This window comes from Streptomyces sp. NRRL F-6676 (assembly GCF_000725625.1).
Lineage (GTDB): Bacteria > Actinomycetota > Actinomycetes > Streptomycetales > Streptomycetaceae > Streptomyces.
The window spans coordinates 382955-399371 of sequence record NZ_JOHS01000010.1; the positions used below are offsets into that span (position 1 = coordinate 382955).

The following is a 16417-nucleotide window of genomic DNA, read 5'->3' on the forward strand; positions in this document are numbered from 1 at the left end:
GGTGGCCACGGACTACTACGCCGTACTCGGCGTGCGCCGCGACGCGTCGCAGGATGAGATCAAGAAGGCCTTCCGGCGGCTCGCCCGCGAGCTGCATCCGGACGTCAACCCCGATCCCAAGACGCAGGAGCGCTTCAAGGAGATCAACGCCGCCTACGAGGTGTTGTCGGACCCGCAGAAGAAGCAGGTCTACGACCTCGGCGGCGACCCCCTCTCGCAGAGCGGCGGGGGCGGTGCGGGTGGCTTCGGCGCCGGCGGCTTCGGCAACTTCTCCGACATCATGGACGCGTTCTTCGGTACGGCGTCGCAGCGGGGGCCGCGCTCGCGCACCCGCCGGGGCCAGGACGCGATGATCCGCATCGACGTCGAACTCGACGAGGCGGCCTTCGGCACGACGAAGGACATCCAGGTCGACACGGCGGTCGTCTGCACGACCTGCAACGGCGAGGGGGCCGCGCCCGGCACCTCCGCGCAGACCTGCGACATGTGCCGCGGCCGCGGCGAGGTCTCGCAGGTCACGCGGTCCTTCCTCGGCCAGGTCATGACCTCCCGGCCCTGCCCCCAGTGCCAGGGCTTCGGCACGGTCGTCCCGACCCCGTGCCCGGAGTGCGCGGGCGACGGGCGGATCCGGTCCCGGCGCACGCTGACGGTGAAGATCCCCGCCGGTGTCGACAACGGCACGCGGATCCAGCTCGCGGGGGAGGGCGAGGTCGGTCCGGGCGGTGGTCCCGCCGGCGACCTCTACGTGGAGATCCACGAGACCGCGCACTCCCAGTTCCAGCGCCGCGGCGACGACCTGCACTGCACGGTGACGATCCCGATGACGGCGGCGGCGCTCGGCACGAAGGTGCCGCTGGAGACGCTGGACGGGCTGGAGGAGATCGACATCCGGCCCGGCACGCAGTCCGGGCAGTCGATCCCGCTGCACGGGCGCGGGGTCACCCATCTGCGCGGTGGGGGGCGGGGGGATCTCGTGGTGCATGTCGAGGTGCAGACGCCCGGGAAGCTCGATCCCGAGCAGGAGCGGTTGCTGCGGGAGCTGGCGAAGCTGCGGGGTGAGGAACGGCCGACGGGGCAGTTCCAGCCGGGGCAGCAGGGGTTGTTCTCGCGCCTGAAGGACGCGTTCAACGGCCGCTAGGCGGCCGGGGGTTCCTCGCAACGCCGCCGGGTCGGGGTGGGGTGGGGTTCGCCGGCGGGCGCGGGTGCGTCGTGGCTTGTCGCGCAGTTCCCCGCGCCCCTCAAGGGGCGCGGGGCTGTGCCACCGTGCGGCTCCGCCGCGTGGGCGCGACGGGGTCACAGGGGGCGGAGCCCGTGAGGGTGGGACGGGCAGGGGCGGCGGGGGCGGAAAAGCCTGCGGAACCGTCGATTCGGACTTGTCAGGGGGACGTGGCACCATGCGGGCATGTCCTCCCCGCTGACCGATCTGTTCCCGCACCCGATCGTGCAGGCCCCCATGGCCGGCGGCGTATCGGTCCCGCGGCTGGCCGCCGCCGTCAGCGACGCCGGCGGCCTCGGTTTCCTCGCCGCCGGCTACAAGACCGCCGACGGCCTCTACCAGGAGATCAAGCAGATCCGCGGCCTCACGGCCCGCCCCTTCGGCGTGAACCTCTTCCTCCCGCAGACCGAGCACGGCGACCCCGCGGCCGTCGAGGTCTACGCCCACCAGCTCGCCGGCGAGGCCGCCTGGTACGAGACGGAGCTCGGCGACCGCGACAGCGGCCGCGACGACGGCTACGAGGCCAAACTCGCCGTCCTCCTCGACAACCCCGTCCCCGTCGTCTCCTTCCACTTCGGCGCCCCCGGCCGGGACACCGTCGATGCCCTGCACCGCGCCGGCACCTTCGTCCTGGCCACCGCCACCACCGCCGAGGAGGCCCTCGCCGTCCAGGAGTGCGGCGCCGACGGCGTGATCGCCCAGGGCATCGAGGCCGGCGGCCACCAGGGCACCCACCGCGACCACGCCGAGAACGACGGCACCGGCATCGGACTGCTCGCCCTCCTCGCCCGGGTCCGCGAGACCGTCGGCCTGCCCGTCCTCGCCGCCGGCGGGCTGATGCGCGGCAGCCAGATCGCCGCCGTCCTCGCCGCCGGCGCCAGCGCGGCCCAGCTCGGCACCGCCTTCCTCGCCACCGACGAGTCCGGCGCCCACCCCCTGCACAAGCAGGCACTGACCGACCCCCTCTTCGTCCGCACCGAGCAGACCCGCGCCTTCTCCGGCAGACCCGCGCGCGCCCTCGTCAACCGGTTCCTGCGGGAACACGGCCGCTACGCGCCCGCCGCCTACCCCGAGGTCCACCACCTCACCGCCCCGCTGCGCCGCGCCGCCGCCGCGGCGGGTGACCCGCAGGGCATGGCACTGTGGGCCGGCCAGGGCCACCGGCTGGCCCGCGCCCTGCCCGCCGGACAGCTCGTCGAACTGCTGGCGGCGGAACTCGACGCGGCGGCGGCCGGCCTGCCGTCCCACCCGGCGGGAGGCACGACCCGATGACGGCACCGGTGTTCGTCGTGGACGAACTGCGCGACGCGGAACCCGAGTTCGTACTGGACGGCCCCGAGGGACGGCACGCCGTCTCGGTGAAGCGGCTGCGGCCCGGCGAGGAGGTCGTCCTCACCGACGGCCGGGGCCGCTGGGCCGAGGGCGTCGTCAAGGCCGCCGAGGGCAAGGACCGGCTCATCGTCACCGGCCTGGCACATGTGCGCGAGGAGCCGGCGGAGCAGCCCCGGATCACCGTCGTCCAGGCGCTGCCCAAGGGCGACCGGGGCGAACTCGCCGTGGAGACCATGACCGAGGTCGGCGTCGACACGATCGTCCCCTGGCAGGCCGCCCGCTGCATCACCCAGTGGAAGGGCGAGCGGGGCCTGAAGGCGCTCGCCAAGTGGCGGGCCACCGCGCGCGAGGCCGGCAAGCAGTCCCGCCGGGTCCGCTTCCCGGAGGTCGCGGACGCCGCGACGACCAGACAGGTTGCCGCACTTCTGGCCAAAGCCGACCTCGCCGCCGTACTGCACTCGGACTTCGAGTACGGCAGCACACCGCTCGCCACCGCCGAACTCCCCGCCGACGGCGAGATCGTGCTGGTCGTCGGCCCCGAGGGCGGCGTCGCCGCCGACGAGCTGGCGCTGTTCCGGGAGGCGGGTGCGAAGGCGTACGTGCTGGGCCGTAGCGTGTTGCGCACCTCGACCGCCGGCACGGCGGCCGCCGCCCTGCTCCTCGGCCGCACCGGCCGCTGGTCGTAGAAGTCCTCGGGGGACCTCGTCCATGGAACTCGCCCAAGTCCGGCTGCTCGTCAGCGACTTCGCCGCCTGCTACCGCTTCTACGCCGACGTCCTCGGCCTCAGGCCCCAGTCGGGCGCGGCGGACGGACCGTACGAGAAGTTCAGCCCGGCCACCGGCTCCGCGGGCATCGCGTTGCAGGACCGGGCGATGATGGCGCGGATCCTGGACGAACTGGGCGACGAGGCGACCGGCCACCGCTCACTGGTGGTACTGCGCGTCGACGACCTGGACGCCTACTGCGCACAACTCGCCTCCCGGGGCGCGACCGTGCTGCACGGTCCCGCGCCCATGACGGACCGGATGCGCGTGGCCCACCTCAAGGACCCCGAGGGCAACGTCGTCGAGTTGCAGGAGTGGCTGCTGCTGCGCGCCTGACGCGCGCGCCCTTTGCCGCCGGGGGTGGCCGTATGCGCCCTACCGCCGCGCCGGGGGCGGTGGCAGGCTGCCGCGCATGAGGGCAATGACGCGCTCGAAGGGCGGCCGGGCGGCCGCCGTCGCCGGTCTCGTCGTGGTCGCCGTCGGTGCCGTGGTCGCCTGCGAACCCGGCGCCCTGGGCGGGATGTCGGTCGCCTACACCACCGACCAGGCCGCCACCCACGAGCTCGAACGACGGCATGTCGACCTGAGCTGGCTGAGCTGCACCGCCGACTACGGGGACAGGGCGTCCGGCACCAAGTCCCCGTCCGCCGCCGCGAAGACGGTCGTCTCCGTCGACTGCCGGGGCAGGACGGACGACGGCAAGGACGTCACCGTCAAGGGCCGCATCACCCGTGCGGTGGACGGCAAGTGCGTCCGCGGCGGGCTGCGGGCCACCGTCGGCGGCAAGCAGGTCTTCCGCGTCGACGGCCTCGGCGACTGCGAGGGCGCGACCCCCACCCCGCCGGCCACCTACCGGCCGAACACCCCCGGCCGCCCCGGACCCACCGTCACGGTCACCGCCACCCGCACCATCTGGTGCCACGGCGACCCCACCTGCTGGCCCGTGGAGGGCAAGTGATCCGGAACCCTGTCCGCGCGGCCCGGTCGGTGCATAGGGTGAGCTGGTGACACAGCCCGCATCGCCCGCGTATCTCCGGTTCCCGCATCTGCACGGCGACACGGTCGCCTTCACCGCCGAGGACGACGTCTGGGTCGCGCCCCTGGACGGTGGCCGCGCCTGGCGCGTCAGCGCCGACAACGTCCCCGTGAACCATCCCCGCATCTCCCCGGACGGCACCCGGCTCGCCTGGACCTCCACCCGCGACGGCGCCCCCGAGGTGCACCTCGCGCCCCTGGACGGCGGGTCCGCGACCCGTCTCACGTACTGGGGGACCAGGACCCAGGTCCGCGGCTGGACCCCCGACGGCGAGGTGCTCGCGCTCAGCACCCACGGCCAGTCCTCGCTGCGCCGCACCTGGGCCCGCGCGATCCCGCTCGACGGCGGCCCCGCCACCACCCTGCCCTACGGCCCGGTCGGCGACGTCGCGTACGGGCCGCACACGGTGCTGCTCTCCGCCACCATGGGCCGGGAGGCCGCCTGGTGGAAGCGGTACCGCGGCGGCACCGCGGGCAAGCTGTGGATCGACCGCGAGGGCGACGGCGAATTCGTCCGGCTGCACGAGGAGTTGGACGGCAACCTGGAGTACCCGTCGTGGGTCGGTGACCGGCTGGCGTTCCTCTCCGACCACGAGGGCACCGGCGCCCTCTACTCCTCCCTCGCCGACGGCTCCGACCTGCGCCGCCACACCCCGATCGACGGCTTCTACGCCCGCCACGCGGCCACCGACGGCACCCGTGTCGTCTACTCCTCCGCCGGCGAGCTGTGGATCCTGGACGACCTCGACGGCGCCGAGCCGCGCCGCCTGGAGATCCGGCTCGGCGGGCAGCGCGTCGACCTCCAGCCCCAACCGGTTAGCGCCGCCCGCTGGTTCGGTGCCGCCGCCCCCGACCACACCGGCCGCGGCAGCGCCGTAGCCGTACGCGGTGCCGTGCACTGGGTCACCCACCGCTCGGGCCCCGCCCGCGCGCTCGCCGACGAGCACGGCGTACGCGCCCGGCTGCCGCGCACCTTCCGCTCGGAGGGCGAGGAGTGGGTGGTGTGGGTCACCGACGCCGAGGGCGAGGACGCGCTGGAGTTCGCGCCCGCCACCGGCAGCGCCCCCGGCGCCACCCCGCGCCGGCTCGCCGCCGGGCAGCTCGGCCGGGTGCTCGGGCTCGCCATGGCGCCCGACGGCAGCAAGGCCGCCGTCGCCTCGCACGACGGGCGGATCCTGCTCGTCGAACGGGACAGCGGCGAGGTCCGTGAGGTCGACCGCAGCGAGGACGGCGAGGCGAGCGGGCTGGTCTTCTCGCCCGACTCCGCCTGGCTCGCCTGGTCCCACCCCGGCGCGCGCCCGCTGCGCCAGCTCAAGCTCGCCAACACCGCCGATCTGTCGGTGACCGAGGCCACCCCGCTGCGCTTCCGCGACTTCTCGCCCGCCTTCACCCTCGACGGCAAGCACCTGGCGTTCCTCTCCGCCCGCTCCTTCGACCCGGTCTACGACGAACACGTCTTCGACCTGGCGTTCGTCGGCGGCGTACGCCCGCATCTGATCACGCTCGCGGCGACCACCCCGTCCCCGTTCGGACCGCAGCGGCACGGCCGCCCCTTCGACGCGCCCGACAAGGACGAGACCCCCGACAGCGAGGGCACCCCCACCACCCGTATCGACCTGGACGGACTCGCCGACCGGATCGTCCCGTTCCCCGTCGAGGCCGCCCGCTACTCCACCCTGCGGGCCGCCAAGGACGGCGTGCTGTGGCTGCGCCACCCCCTCCAGGGCGTCCTCGGCTCCTCGCGCGCCACCCCCGAGGACCCCGATCCCAAGACCGACCTGGAGCGCTACGACCTCGTCCAGCAGCGCGTCGAACACCTCTCCGGGGACGCCGACCACTACGCCGTCACCGGCGACGGCAAGCGGGTGCTGCTGTGGACCGACAGCCGGCTCAAGGTCGTCCCCAGCGACCGCCGCGCCTCCGCCGACGAGGACAGCGACACCAACATCTCCGTCGACCTCACCCGCGTCCGGGGGACCGTCGACCCGGCCGCCGAGTGGCGGCAGATGTACGACGAGACCGGCCGCCTCATGCGCGACAACTTCTGGCGGCCCGACCTCGGCGGCACCGACTGGTCCGCCGTGCTCGACCGCTACCGGCCGGTCCTGGACCGGCTCGCCACCCACGACGACCTCGTCGACCTGCTCTGGGAGGTCCACGGCGAGCTGGGCACCTCGCACGCCTACGTCACCCCCGGCGGAGCCTGGGGCGGCTGGTCCGACCGGCGGCAGGGGCTGCTCGGTGCGGACATCTCCCGTCACGAGGACGGCAGTTGGCGCATCGACCGGGTGCTGCCCTCGGAGACCTCCGACCCCGACGCGCACGCCCCGCTCGCCGCACCGGGCGTCGCCGTGCGCGCGGGCGACGCGATCGTCGCCGTCGGCGGGCGGCCGGTCGACCCCGTGACCGGGCCCGGGCCGCTGCTCGTCGGCACGGCGGGCAAGCCGGTGGAGCTGACGGTGTCCCCGGCGGGCGGCGGCGACCTGCGGCACGCGGTCGTGGTGCCGCTGGAGGACGAGGAGCCGTTGCGCTACCACGCGTGGGTCGCCGACCGGCGGGCCTACGTCCACGAGAAGTCCGGCGGTCGGCTCGGCTATCTGCACGTGCCGGACATGGTCGGCTCCGGCTGGGCCCAGCTCCATCGCGACCTGCGGGTGGAGGTCGTCCGGGAGGGCCTGGTGGTCGACGTACGGGAGAACCGGGGCGGGCACACGTCCCAGCTCGTGGTGGAGAAGCTGGCGCGGCGCATCGTGGGCTGGGACCTGCCGCGCGGGATGCGGCCGTACAGCTACCCGGAGGACGCGCCGCGCGGCCCCGTCGTGGCCGTCGCGAACGAGTTCTCCGGGTCGGACGGGGACATCGTGAACGCGGCGGTGAAGGCGCTCGGGATCGGGCCGGTGGTGGGCACCCGGACGTGGGGCGGTGTCATCGGCATCGACAGCAAGTACCGGTTGGTGGACGGGACGTTGGTGACGCAGCCGAAGTACGCGTTCTGGCTGGAGGGGTACGGGTGGGGCGTGGAGAACCACGGCGTCGACCCGGACGTGGAGGTGGTGATGGCGCCGCAGGACTATGCGGCGGGCCGCGACCCTCAACTGGACGAAGCGATCCGGCTGGCCCTGGCGGCCCTGGAGGAGACGCCGGCGAAGCAGCCGCCGACGCTTCCGTAGGGGTTTTCCGCCCCCGCCGCCCCTACCCTTCCCGTCCCTTCAAGGGGCTCCGCCCCTTGCACCCCGGAGAGCTCGGGTGGGTGGGGTTGTGTGGGGGCGTGCGGGTGGGTGGGGACTTCTCGCGCAGTTCCCCGCGCCCCTTGGAAGCCGGGGGCACCCCCCGGCTTTTTAGGGGCGCGGGGAACTGCGCGAACAACCACGACGCACCCGCACCCGCCAACGCACCCACCCACCCGAGTCCTTCCGCCTATCCCCGCCCGGAGGGCGCCGGGGTCGAAGGGGCGGAGCCCCTTGAAGGGACGGGAAGGGTAGGGGCGGCGGGGGCGAAAAAAACTGCCCGGTGCGGCCGATAGCATGCCCGCAGCGTGATCCACCCGCCCGCGAGGAGGAACCCCATGGCCGGAGAGCCGCAGGACGACTGCCTGTTCTGCAAGATCGTCGCGGGCCAGGTCCCCGCCACCATCGTCCGCGAGACCGACACCACCCTCGCGTTCCGCGACATCAACCCCCAGGCCCCCACCCACGTCCTCGTCATCCCCAAGGCCCACCACCGCGACGCCGCCACCCTCGCCACCGCGGACCCCGCCCTCGCCGCGGACGTCCTCCGCGAGACTCAGGCGGTCGCCACCGACGAGGGACTCGACAGCTACCGCATCGTGTTCAACACGGGCGCCGACGCCGGCCAGACCGTCTTCCACACCCACGCCCACGTCCTCGGCGGCCGCGGCCTCCAGTGGCCCCCCGGCTAGCCCGGAGCACCCACCATGTCCGCCCGCGAACTCGTCGTCCTCGGCACCGCCAGCCAGGTCCCGACCCGGCACCGCAACCACAACGGCTACCTGCTCCGCTGGGACGCCGAGGGCATCCTGTTCGACCCCGGCGAGGGCACCCAGCGGCAGATGCTGCGCGCCGGCGTCGCCGCGCACGACCTGAACCGGATCTGCGTCACCCACTTCCACGGCGACCATTCCCTCGGCCTCGCCGGTGTCATCCAGCGCATCAACCTCGACCGCGTCCCGCACGAGATCACCGCCCACTACCCGGCCTCCGGGCAGCGGTTCTTCGAGCGGCTGCGGTACGCGACGGCGTACCGCGAGACGGTCGCGCTCACCGAGGCCCCCGTCGACACCGACGGCGTCCTGGCGCGGACCCCCGCGTACACCCTGCACACGCACCGCCTCGACCACCCCGTCGAGTCCTACGGCTACCGCCTCGTCGAGCCCGACGGCCGCCGCATGCTGCCGGACCGGCTCGCCGCGCACGGCATCGCGGGCCCCGACATCGGCCGCATCCAGCGCGAGGGCTCCCTCGACGGGGTCCCGCTGGAGGCGGTGAGCGAGGAACGGCGCGGACAGCGGTTCGCGTTCATCATGGACACCCGGCTGTGCGAGGGCGTGCACGCGCTCGCCGAGGGCTGCGACCTGCTCGCCATCGAGTCGACCTTCCTCGACGAGGACGAGGAGCTGGCCACCGACCACGGCCACCTCACGGCGGGCCAGGCGGCCCGCGTCGCCCGGGACGCCGGGGTACGGCATCTCGTCCTCACCCACTTCAGCCAGCGCTACCCCGACCCCGCCGAGTTCGAGCGGCAGGCCCGGGCCGCCGGTTTCACGGGCGAGCTGACCGTCGCCCGCGATCTCCAACGCGTACCGGTTCCGAAACGGGTATGAAAGAGCCGTAAAATGCTCTGATGTCCCTCCCCAAAGCCGAACTGCACCTGCATATCGAAGGCACCCTGGAACCGGAGCTCGTGTTCGAGCTCGCCGCGCGCAACGGCGTGTCCCTGCCGTACGCCGACACGGACGCCCTCCGCGAGGCGTACCGGTTCGAGGACCTGCAATCCTTTCTGAACCTGTACTACGAGCTGATGACCGTTCTGCGGACCGAGCGGGACTTCGCCGACCTCGCCGACGCCTACCTCGCCCGGGCCGCCGCCCAGGGCGTGCGGCACGCGGAGATCTTCTTCGACCCGCAGGCCCACACCGCGCGCGGCGTGGAGATGGGCACGGTCGTCGAGGGGCTGTGGCGGGCGCTGGGCAGCAGCGCCTGGAACCACGGGATCTCCACCCGGCTGATCCTCTGCTTCCTGCGCGACGAGTCCGCCGAGTCGGCCCTGCGCACCCTGGACGAGGCCAAGCCCTACCTGGACCGCATCACCGGCATCGGACTCGACTCCGCCGAGGTCGACAATCCGCCCGCGAAGTTCCGCGAGGTCTACGAGGCCGCCGCCGCGCTCGGCCTGCGCCGGGTGGCGCACGCGGGGGAGGAGGGCCCGCCGGAGTACATCACCGAGGCCCTCGACGTCCTCGGCGTGGAACGCGTCGACCACGGCCTGCGCTGCGTGGAGGACCCGGCGCTGGTCGAACGCCTGGTCCGCGACCGCGTCCCGCTCACCCTCTGCCCCCTCTCCAACGTCCGCCTGCGCACCGTGGACAGGCTGGCGGACCACCCCCTCCCCGCCATGCTCGACGCCGGCCTCCTCTGCACGGTCAACTCCGACGACCCGGCCTACTTCGGCGGCTACGCCGGCGACAACTTCACCGCCCTCCGCGACACCCTCGCCCTCCCCGAGGACCGCCTCCGCGAACTGGCCCGCAACTCCTTCCTCGCCTCCTTCCTGGACGACGACGAGGAACTGCGGGCGCGGTATCTGGCGGAGGTGGAGGCGTACGCGTTCTCGTAGACTCGCGGCGTGGCATTCATGAGCACCCCGCACTGCTGCTTCCTGTGACCGGAAGACACTGAGGGCGGCGCCGGACGGCACCGCCCTCCTCGGCGTGCCTGGGCGTGCATGACCTTTCCGGCGCTGCCCGTTCTCCCGTGAGGCGGCGGCCTTCCGCGCGCGTGCAGGCACGGTTCCTTCCCTTCGCCCCGGCCAGGAGTGCCCCGTGCCCGTGTCGCTTCCCCCTGCCCTCGTACGCTCCCTCGACCTGCTGCGCTGTCCGGCGTGCCGCACGCACCCTCTGTCCCCTGACCCGCGGGGCGCGCTGCGCTGCCCGGCGGGGCATGCCTTCGACGTCGCCCGTCAGGGCTATGCCGGGCTGCTGACGGGGGTCCGTGCCACCAGCGGCGACGACGCCGGCATGGTCCGGGCCCGGGAGCGGTTCCTTGCCGGGGGCGGTTACACGCCCGTCCGCCGGGCCGTGGCCCGCCTCGCGGCCGGGGGCCCGGCCGGGCGGCCGGGCACGGTGGTGGACGTCGGGTGCGGCACCGGCTACTACCTGGCCGGTGTGCTCGACCGGCTGCCCGGCGCCCGCGGCCTCGGGCTGGACACCTCCGTGCGCGCACTGCGCGCGGCGGCCCGGGCCCATGAGCGTGCCGCCGCGGCGGCCTGGGACGTCTTCCGTCCCCTCCCGCTGGCCGACGCGGTGGCCGATGTCGTGCTGGACGTGTTCGCGCCGCGCAATCCGGCCGAGTTCCACCGGGTGCTCCGGCCGGCCGGCCGGCTGGTCGTGGTCCGCCCCACCGAGCGGCACCTGGCCGAGCTGCGGGGCCGGGTGCCCGCGATGGTCGCGGTCGATCCGGGGAAGGAGCGGCGTCTGCACCGGGCGCTCGACCCCTTCTTCGAGGTCGCCGCCGCCGGGCGGGTCGAGTACGTCATGGCTCTGGGCGCGGCGGAGGCCCTGGACCTCGTGGGGATGACGCCGTCCGCCCGGCACGTGAGCCGGGCCGAACTGGAGAGCGGCGGCCTTCTGGGCGGCCGGGTCACCGTCTCCGTGCTGGCCACCGCCTACCGGGTCCGCCCACGATTGACGGGACGTCGTTCGAGTATCTAACCTTCATTTGTATACGTGAATGACGTCTACGTAGGGAGATGAGCGAGGGTGAGCCCCGATGGCGGTACCAGTGGCGTGGCGCAACGGTTGCGGGACGGGATGGCGGGGGGTGTGCTGTCCTTTCCGCTGACCTCCTTCCACGAGGACGGCTCGCTCGATCCCGACGGGTTCCGGGACTACGTCGCCGGGCGGCTGGCCACCGCGCCCGGGGCCGTCTTCCCGGCCTGCGGGACGGGCGAGTTCTTCTCGCTGGACGAGGAGGAGTACCGGCAGGTCGTCACGGCGACCGTCGAGGCCGCGGCGGGCCGCGTGCCCGTCGTGGCCGGGACCGGGTACGGCTGGGCGCAGGCCGCCCGGTTCGCGCGGATCGCCGAGGAGGCCGGCGCCGACGCGCTGCTCGTGCTGCCGCACTACCTCACCGCCGCCCCGCAGGACGGCCTGGTCGCCCAGCTCGAACAGCTGGCCGCCCGCACCCGGCTGCCGCTGATCGCCTACCAGCGCGGCCAGGTCGCCTACGGGCTCGACGCCTTCCGGCGGATCGCGGAGAACCCCGGCGTCATCGGGCTCAAGGACGGGCACAGCGACCTCGACCGCCTCCAGCGCCTCACCCTCACCGCCCCCGACGGCTTCCTCTTCTTCAACGGCGCCTCCACCGCCGAGATGCAGGCCCGCGCCTACGCCACCGTCGGCATCCCCGCCTACTCGTCCGCCGTGCACGCCTTCGCGCCCGAGATCGCGAACGCCTTCTTCGCCGCCCTCCGCGACGGCGACGACGGCACCGTGGAGAAGCTGCTGCGCGACTTCTACGTCCCGCTCGTCGAACTGCGCGACCGTGTGCCCGGGTACGCCGTGTCCCTGGTCAAGGCCGCCGCCCGGCTGCGCGGCTGCCCGGTCGGCCCCGTGCGCGCCCCGCTCACCGACCCCTCGGCCGCCGACCTGGCCGACCTCACCGCCCTGCTGACGACCGGACTCGACCTCGTAGGAGCCGCCCTGTGACCCGCGATCTCACCCTCACGGACGTCCGGCTGACGCCGATCCTCGTCGCCGACCCGCCACTGCTCAACACCCAGGGCGTGCACCAGCCGTACACCCCCCGGCTGATCATCGAGGTCACCACCGCCGACGGCGTCACCGGCGTCGGCGAGACCTACGGCGACACCAAGTACCTGGAACTGGCCCGGCCGTTCGCCGCGAAGCTGGTCGGTCACCGGCTCACCGACCTCAACGGGCTGTTCACACTCATGGACGAGGTCGCCGTCGACTCTTCCCATGTCTCCGGACAGGTCGACGTCGGCGGACTGCGCGGCGTCCAGACCGCCGACAAGCTGCGGCTGTCCGTCGTCTCCGGCTTCGAGGTGGCCTGCCTGGACGCGCTCGGCACCTCACTCGGCCTGCCCGTGCACGCGCTGCTGGGCGGCAAGGTGCGCGACGCCGTCGAGTACAGCGCCTACCTCTTCTACAAGTGGGCCGCCCACCCCGAGGGCGTCCCCTCGGAGCGGGACGACTGGGGCGCCGCCCTCGACCCGGCCGGAATCGTCGCGCAGGCACGGAAGTTCACCGAGCGGTACGGCTTCACCTCCTTCAAGCTCAAGGGCGGTGTCTTCCCGCCCGAGCAGGAGATCGCCGCGATCCGCGCGCTCGCCGAGGCCTTCCCCGGCCACCCGCTGCGGCTCGACCCCAACGGCGCCTGGTCCGTTCCGACCTCGCTGAAGGTGGCGGCGGAACTCGGCGACGTCCTCGAATACCTGGAGGACCCGGCGCTCGGCACCCCCGCCATGGCCGAGGTCGCCGCCCGCACCGACGTCCCCCTCGCCACCAACATGTGCGTGACGACGTTCGCGGAGATCAAGGAGGCGTTCACCAAGGACGCCGTCCAGGTCGTCCTCTCCGACCACCACTACTGGGGCGGGCTGCGCCAGACCCAGCAACTCGCCGCGCTGTGCCGCACGTTCGGCGTCGGGGTCTCCATGCACTCCAACACCCACCTCGGCATCAGCCTCGCCGCCATGACCCATGTCGCGGCCACCGTCCCGAACCTCCACCACGCCTGCGACTCGCACTACCCCTGGCAGTCCGAGGACGTCCTCACCGAACGGCTGACGTTCGACGGCGGCCGGGTGACGGTCTCCGACGCCCCCGGGCTCGGCGTCGAACTCGACCGCGACCGGCTCGAGTTCCTGCACCGCCGCTGGCTGGACGACGACGGCCGACTGCGCGAGCGGGACGACGCGGCCGCCATGCGGATCGCCGACCCGGCGTGGGTCACCCCGGCCGTACCGCGCTGGTAGCGGGCCCTGCCGTACGGGGACGGGGGTGCGCGGGCGCGCGTACCCCCGCAGGACGGGCCCGGTGGTGCACACTGGCCGGAACCGCACCACGTTCAGGGAGCGCACCGTGACCCCGTCCACCGGAGAGGGACCGCACAGCCCCGCCCACGTCGACCCGCTGGCCGCCCTGCGCGCCCCGGGCGATCCGCCCTGGGACGTGTACCTCACCGGCACCGTCTTCCTGGACATCGTCTTCACCGGACTCGACTCCGCCCCCGTGCGCGGCACCGAGTCCTGGGCGCGCGGCATGGGCTCCAGCCCCGGCGGCGTCGCCAACATGGCCACCGCGCTCGCCCGGCTCGGTCTGCGCACCTCCCTCGCCGCCGCGTTTGGCGACGACCACTACGGCGAGTACTGCTGGGACGCCCTCGCACGGGGCGAGGGCATCGACCTCGCCCTCTCCCGGACGGTCCCCGGCTGGCACTCCCCGGTCACCGTCTCCATGGCGTACGAGGGGGAGCGCACGATGGTCTCCCACGGGCACGAGCCGCCGCAGGAGGCAGCGCTCGCCCAGGAGAGCGCCCCCGACCACCCGCCGCGCGCCCGCGCCGCGATCGCCTCGCTCGTACCGGGCGTCCCGGCCCCCTGGATCGCCGAGGCCGCCCGCACGGGCACGCGGATCTTCGCCGACGTCGGCTGGGACGACACCGGCGCCTGGGACCTGGCAGGCCTCACCGACCTCGCCCACTGCGAGGCGTTCCTGCCCAACGCGGAGGAGGCCATGCGCTACACCGGCGCCGACTGCCCGCGCGCCGCCGCCCGCGCGCTCACCGCGCATGTGCCGGTGGCCGTGGTGACCCTGGGCGCGGAAGGGGCGTACGCGGTGGACGCGCGCACCGGCGAGACGGCGGAGGTCCCGGCGATCGCGGTCGAGGCCCTCGATCCGACCGGCGCCGGTGACGTCTTCGTGGCCGGTTTCGTCACCGGCTCCCTGGCCGGCTGGCCGCTCGCGGACCGCCTCGCCTTCGCCGGCCTCACCGCCGCGCTCTCCGTCCAGGAGTTCGGCGGCTCCCTGTCGGCACCCGGCTGGTCGGAGGTGGCGGCCTGGTGGCGCCGGGTGCAGTCCTACGACGACCAGGACCCGGCCGCGCTGCGCCGCTACGCCTTCCTGGCCGACCTGCTCCCCAAGGACCACGTACGCCCCTGGCCCCTGCGCCGCGCGGTCCCGACGATCGGCTTCGGCCGCTCGGCGTGAGGCCGGCGTGGGGCCGGCGTGAGGAGGGACACCGCGGCGGGCGGGACGGTGCGGGGCACGACGGTGCGGCGGGGCTCCGGGGATCAGGGACAATGGGCGCCATGAGCGTTGCTACCCAGTCATCCGAAGAGCCGGCCGAGGCCGTCCACCGCGCCGGTTTCGCCTGCTTCGTGGGCCGCCCCAACGCGGGCAAGTCCACCCTGACGAACGCTCTGGTCGGCCAGAAGGTGGCGATCACCTCCAACCGGCCGCAGACGACCCGGCACACGGTCCGCGGCATCGTGCACCGGCCGGACGCCCAGCTCATCCTGGTCGACACCCCCGGACTGCACAAGCCGCGCACGCTGCTCGGCGAGCGCCTCAACGACGTCGTGCGGACCACCTGGGCCGAGGTCGACGTCGTCGGCTTCTGCCTGCCCGCCGACCAGAAGCTCGGCCCCGGCGACCGTTTCATCGCCAAGGAACTGGCCGGGATCCGCAAGACGCCCAAGGTCGCCGTCGTCACCAAGACGGACCTCGTGGACGCCAAGGCGCTGGCCGAGCAGCTCATCGCCGTCGACCAGCTCGGGGCGGAGCTCGGGATCACCTGGGCGGAGATCGTGCCGGTGTCGGCGACGGCCGGCAAGCAGGTCGGCCTCCTCGCCGACCTGCTCGTCCCGCTGCTCCCCGAGGGCCCCGCGCTCTACCCGGAGGGCGACCTGACGGACGAGCCCGAGCAGGTCATGGTCGCCGAGCTGATCCGTGAGGCGGCGCTGGAAGGCGTCCGCGACGAGCTGCCGCACTCGATCGCGGTGGTCGTCGAGGAGATGCTGCCGCGCGAGGACCGCCCCGCCGACAAGCCCCTCCTCGACATCCACGCCAACGTCTTCATCGAGCGCCCCAGCCAGAAGGGCATCATCATCGGCCCCAAGGGCAAGCGGCTGAAGGACGTCGGCATCAAGTCCCGCAAACAGATCGAGGCGCTGCTGGGCACGCCGGTCTTCCTCGACCTGCACGTCAAGGTCGCCAAGGACTGGCAACGGGACCCCAAGCAACTCCGACGCCTGGGCTTCTAGCAGCCGCCCGCGCCCCCCTGAAAGGGGCGCGGGGCTGTGTCGCCATGCGGCTCCGCCGCGTGGGCGCGAAACGGGGCGAAGCCCCATGCCGGGGTCCAAGGGGCTGAGCCCCTTGAGGACGGGACGGGCAGGGGCGGCGGGGGCGGCGGGGGCGGCGGGGGCGAAAATTCCCTGGTCAGCCCGCCGCGAGCGACGCCCGCACCACCCCGTCCGGCCCCGCCAGGTGGACCGGCGTGCCGGACCCGCCGAGATCCCGCACCGCCGCCAGATCCTCCGCCGGAACCCCGTCCGCCTCGGACACCACCGCCGCCGCCTCCAGGGACTTCGCCCCGGACGCCACCGCCATCGCCACCGCCGTGCGCAGCGCGCTCAGCCGCAGCGAGGCAAGCTCCACACTCCCCGCCACATACGTACGCCCCGTCTCGTCCCGCACGGCCGCCCCCTCGGGCACACCGTTGCGGGCCCGGGCCGAACGGGCCAGGGTGACGATCTTGCGGTCCTCGGCGTCGAGCGCGTTGCTGTCGGTCATGAGCCGAGCATACGAAC

General features: G+C 73.8%; 15 protein-coding genes. 14 read left to right on the plus strand and 1 reads right to left on the minus strand.

What is annotated here, in order from left to right:
• Position 1 precedes the first annotated feature (1 nt).
• The 14 genes from dnaJ to era all read left to right on the plus strand — a co-directional run bounded on the left by dnaJ (position 2) and on the right by era (position 15871).
• Positions 2-1138 carry a molecular chaperone DnaJ gene (gene dnaJ, locus IO29_RS10490; RefSeq protein WP_030383352.1) on the plus strand — a complete coding sequence of 379 codons (1137 nt, stop codon included), beginning with the start codon at positions 2-4 and terminating at the stop codon, positions 1136-1138.
• A 264-nt stretch (positions 1139-1402) separates the two neighbouring features.
• Positions 1403-2488, plus strand: a complete 1086-nt coding sequence (locus tag IO29_RS10495) for a nitronate monooxygenase (protein ID WP_030383351.1) — start codon at positions 1403-1405, stop codon at positions 2486-2488.
• The gene (locus tag IO29_RS10500; RefSeq protein ID WP_030383350.1) at positions 2485-3234 is read left to right on the plus strand and encodes a 16S rRNA (uracil(1498)-N(3))-methyltransferase; all 750 of its coding nucleotides are present in this window, start codon (positions 2485-2487) and stop codon (positions 3232-3234) included. Before IO29_RS10495 ends, IO29_RS10500 begins: the two co-directional genes overlap by 4 nt.
• Before the next feature lie 22 nt (positions 3235-3256).
• Complete coding sequence (locus IO29_RS10505; protein ID WP_030383349.1) at positions 3257-3649, plus strand: VOC family protein; 393 nt, start codon at positions 3257-3259, stop codon at positions 3647-3649.
• 76 nt (positions 3650-3725) lie between these two features.
• On the plus strand, positions 3726-4271 hold the full coding sequence (locus IO29_RS10510; RefSeq protein WP_234307707.1) for a hypothetical protein: 546 nt from the start codon (positions 3726-3728) through the stop codon (positions 4269-4271).
• Positions 4272-4317: 46 nt separating this feature from the next.
• Positions 4318-7518 carry a S41 family peptidase gene (locus tag IO29_RS10515; RefSeq protein WP_030383347.1) on the plus strand — a complete coding sequence of 1067 codons (3201 nt, stop codon included), beginning with the start codon at positions 4318-4320 and terminating at the stop codon, positions 7516-7518.
• A 395-nt stretch (positions 7519-7913) separates the two neighbouring features.
• Positions 7914-8267 carry a histidine triad nucleotide-binding protein gene (locus IO29_RS10520; protein WP_030382040.1) on the plus strand — a complete coding sequence of 118 codons (354 nt, stop codon included), beginning with the start codon at positions 7914-7916 and terminating at the stop codon, positions 8265-8267.
• A 15-nt stretch (positions 8268-8282) separates the two neighbouring features.
• On the plus strand, positions 8283-9188 hold the full coding sequence (locus IO29_RS10525) for a ribonuclease Z (RefSeq protein ID WP_030382041.1): 906 nt from the start codon (positions 8283-8285) through the stop codon (positions 9186-9188).
• Positions 9189-9208: 20 nt separating this feature from the next.
• Positions 9209-10201 (plus strand): adenosine deaminase, encoded by a 993-nt coding sequence (locus IO29_RS10530; protein WP_030382042.1) that lies wholly within the window; start codon positions 9209-9211, stop codon positions 10199-10201.
• A 205-nt stretch (positions 10202-10406) separates the two neighbouring features.
• The gene (locus IO29_RS10535; protein WP_030382043.1) at positions 10407-11294 is read left to right on the plus strand and encodes a methyltransferase domain-containing protein; all 888 of its coding nucleotides are present in this window, start codon (positions 10407-10409) and stop codon (positions 11292-11294) included.
• A 99-nt stretch (positions 11295-11393) separates the two neighbouring features.
• On the plus strand, positions 11394-12290 hold the full coding sequence (locus IO29_RS10540; protein WP_051707913.1) for a 5-dehydro-4-deoxyglucarate dehydratase: 897 nt from the start codon (positions 11394-11396) through the stop codon (positions 12288-12290).
• Entirely contained in the window at positions 12287-13582 is a 1296-nt protein-coding gene (locus IO29_RS10545) for a glucarate dehydratase family protein (RefSeq protein WP_030382045.1), read from the plus strand. The genes IO29_RS10540 and IO29_RS10545 overlap by 4 nt, the downstream gene beginning before the upstream one ends.
• Before the next feature lie 106 nt (positions 13583-13688).
• Positions 13689-14816, plus strand: a complete 1128-nt coding sequence (locus IO29_RS10550; RefSeq protein WP_030382046.1) for a carbohydrate kinase family protein — start codon at positions 13689-13691, stop codon at positions 14814-14816.
• A 101-nt stretch (positions 14817-14917) separates the two neighbouring features.
• Positions 14918-15871 (plus strand): GTPase Era, encoded by a 954-nt coding sequence (era, locus tag IO29_RS10555; RefSeq protein ID WP_030382047.1) that lies wholly within the window; start codon positions 14918-14920, stop codon positions 15869-15871.
• 175 nt (positions 15872-16046) lie between these two features.
• Here era and IO29_RS10560 read toward each other — a convergent pair whose 3' ends face one another.
• The gene (locus IO29_RS10560; protein ID WP_030382048.1) at positions 16047-16400 is read right to left on the minus strand and encodes a cytidine deaminase; all 354 of its coding nucleotides are present in this window, start codon (positions 16398-16400) and stop codon (positions 16047-16049) included.
• Positions 16401-16417 lie beyond the last annotated feature (17 nt).

What these genes read in the sequence shown, in the direction of transcription:
- IO29_RS10495 (WP_030383351.1), top strand. Translation starts at nt 1,403, where the DNA reads ATGTCCTCCCCGCTGACCGATCTGTTCCCGCACCCGATCGTGCAGGCC.
- IO29_RS10500 (WP_030383350.1), top strand. Translation starts at nt 2,485, where the DNA reads ATGACGGCACCGGTGTTCGTCGTGGACGAACTGCGCGACGCGGAACCC.
- IO29_RS10505 (WP_030383349.1), top strand. Translation starts at nt 3,257, where the DNA reads ATGGAACTCGCCCAAGTCCGGCTGCTCGTCAGCGACTTCGCCGCCTGC.
- IO29_RS10510 (WP_234307707.1), top strand. Translation starts at nt 3,726, where the DNA reads ATGAGGGCAATGACGCGCTCGAAGGGCGGCCGGGCGGCCGCCGTCGCC.
- IO29_RS10520 (WP_030382040.1), top strand. Translation starts at nt 7,914, where the DNA reads ATGGCCGGAGAGCCGCAGGACGACTGCCTGTTCTGCAAGATCGTCGCG.
- IO29_RS10525 (WP_030382041.1), top strand. Translation starts at nt 8,283, where the DNA reads ATGTCCGCCCGCGAACTCGTCGTCCTCGGCACCGCCAGCCAGGTCCCG.
- IO29_RS10530 (WP_030382042.1), top strand. Translation starts at nt 9,209, where the DNA reads ATGTCCCTCCCCAAAGCCGAACTGCACCTGCATATCGAAGGCACCCTG.
- IO29_RS10540 (WP_051707913.1), top strand. Translation starts at nt 11,394, where the DNA reads ATGGCGGGGGGTGTGCTGTCCTTTCCGCTGACCTCCTTCCACGAGGAC.
- era (WP_030382047.1), top strand. Translation starts at nt 14,918, where the DNA reads ATGAGCGTTGCTACCCAGTCATCCGAAGAGCCGGCCGAGGCCGTCCAC.
- IO29_RS10560 (WP_030382048.1), bottom strand. Translation starts at nt 16,400, where the DNA reads ATGACCGACAGCAACGCGCTCGACGCCGAGGACCGCAAGATCGTCACC.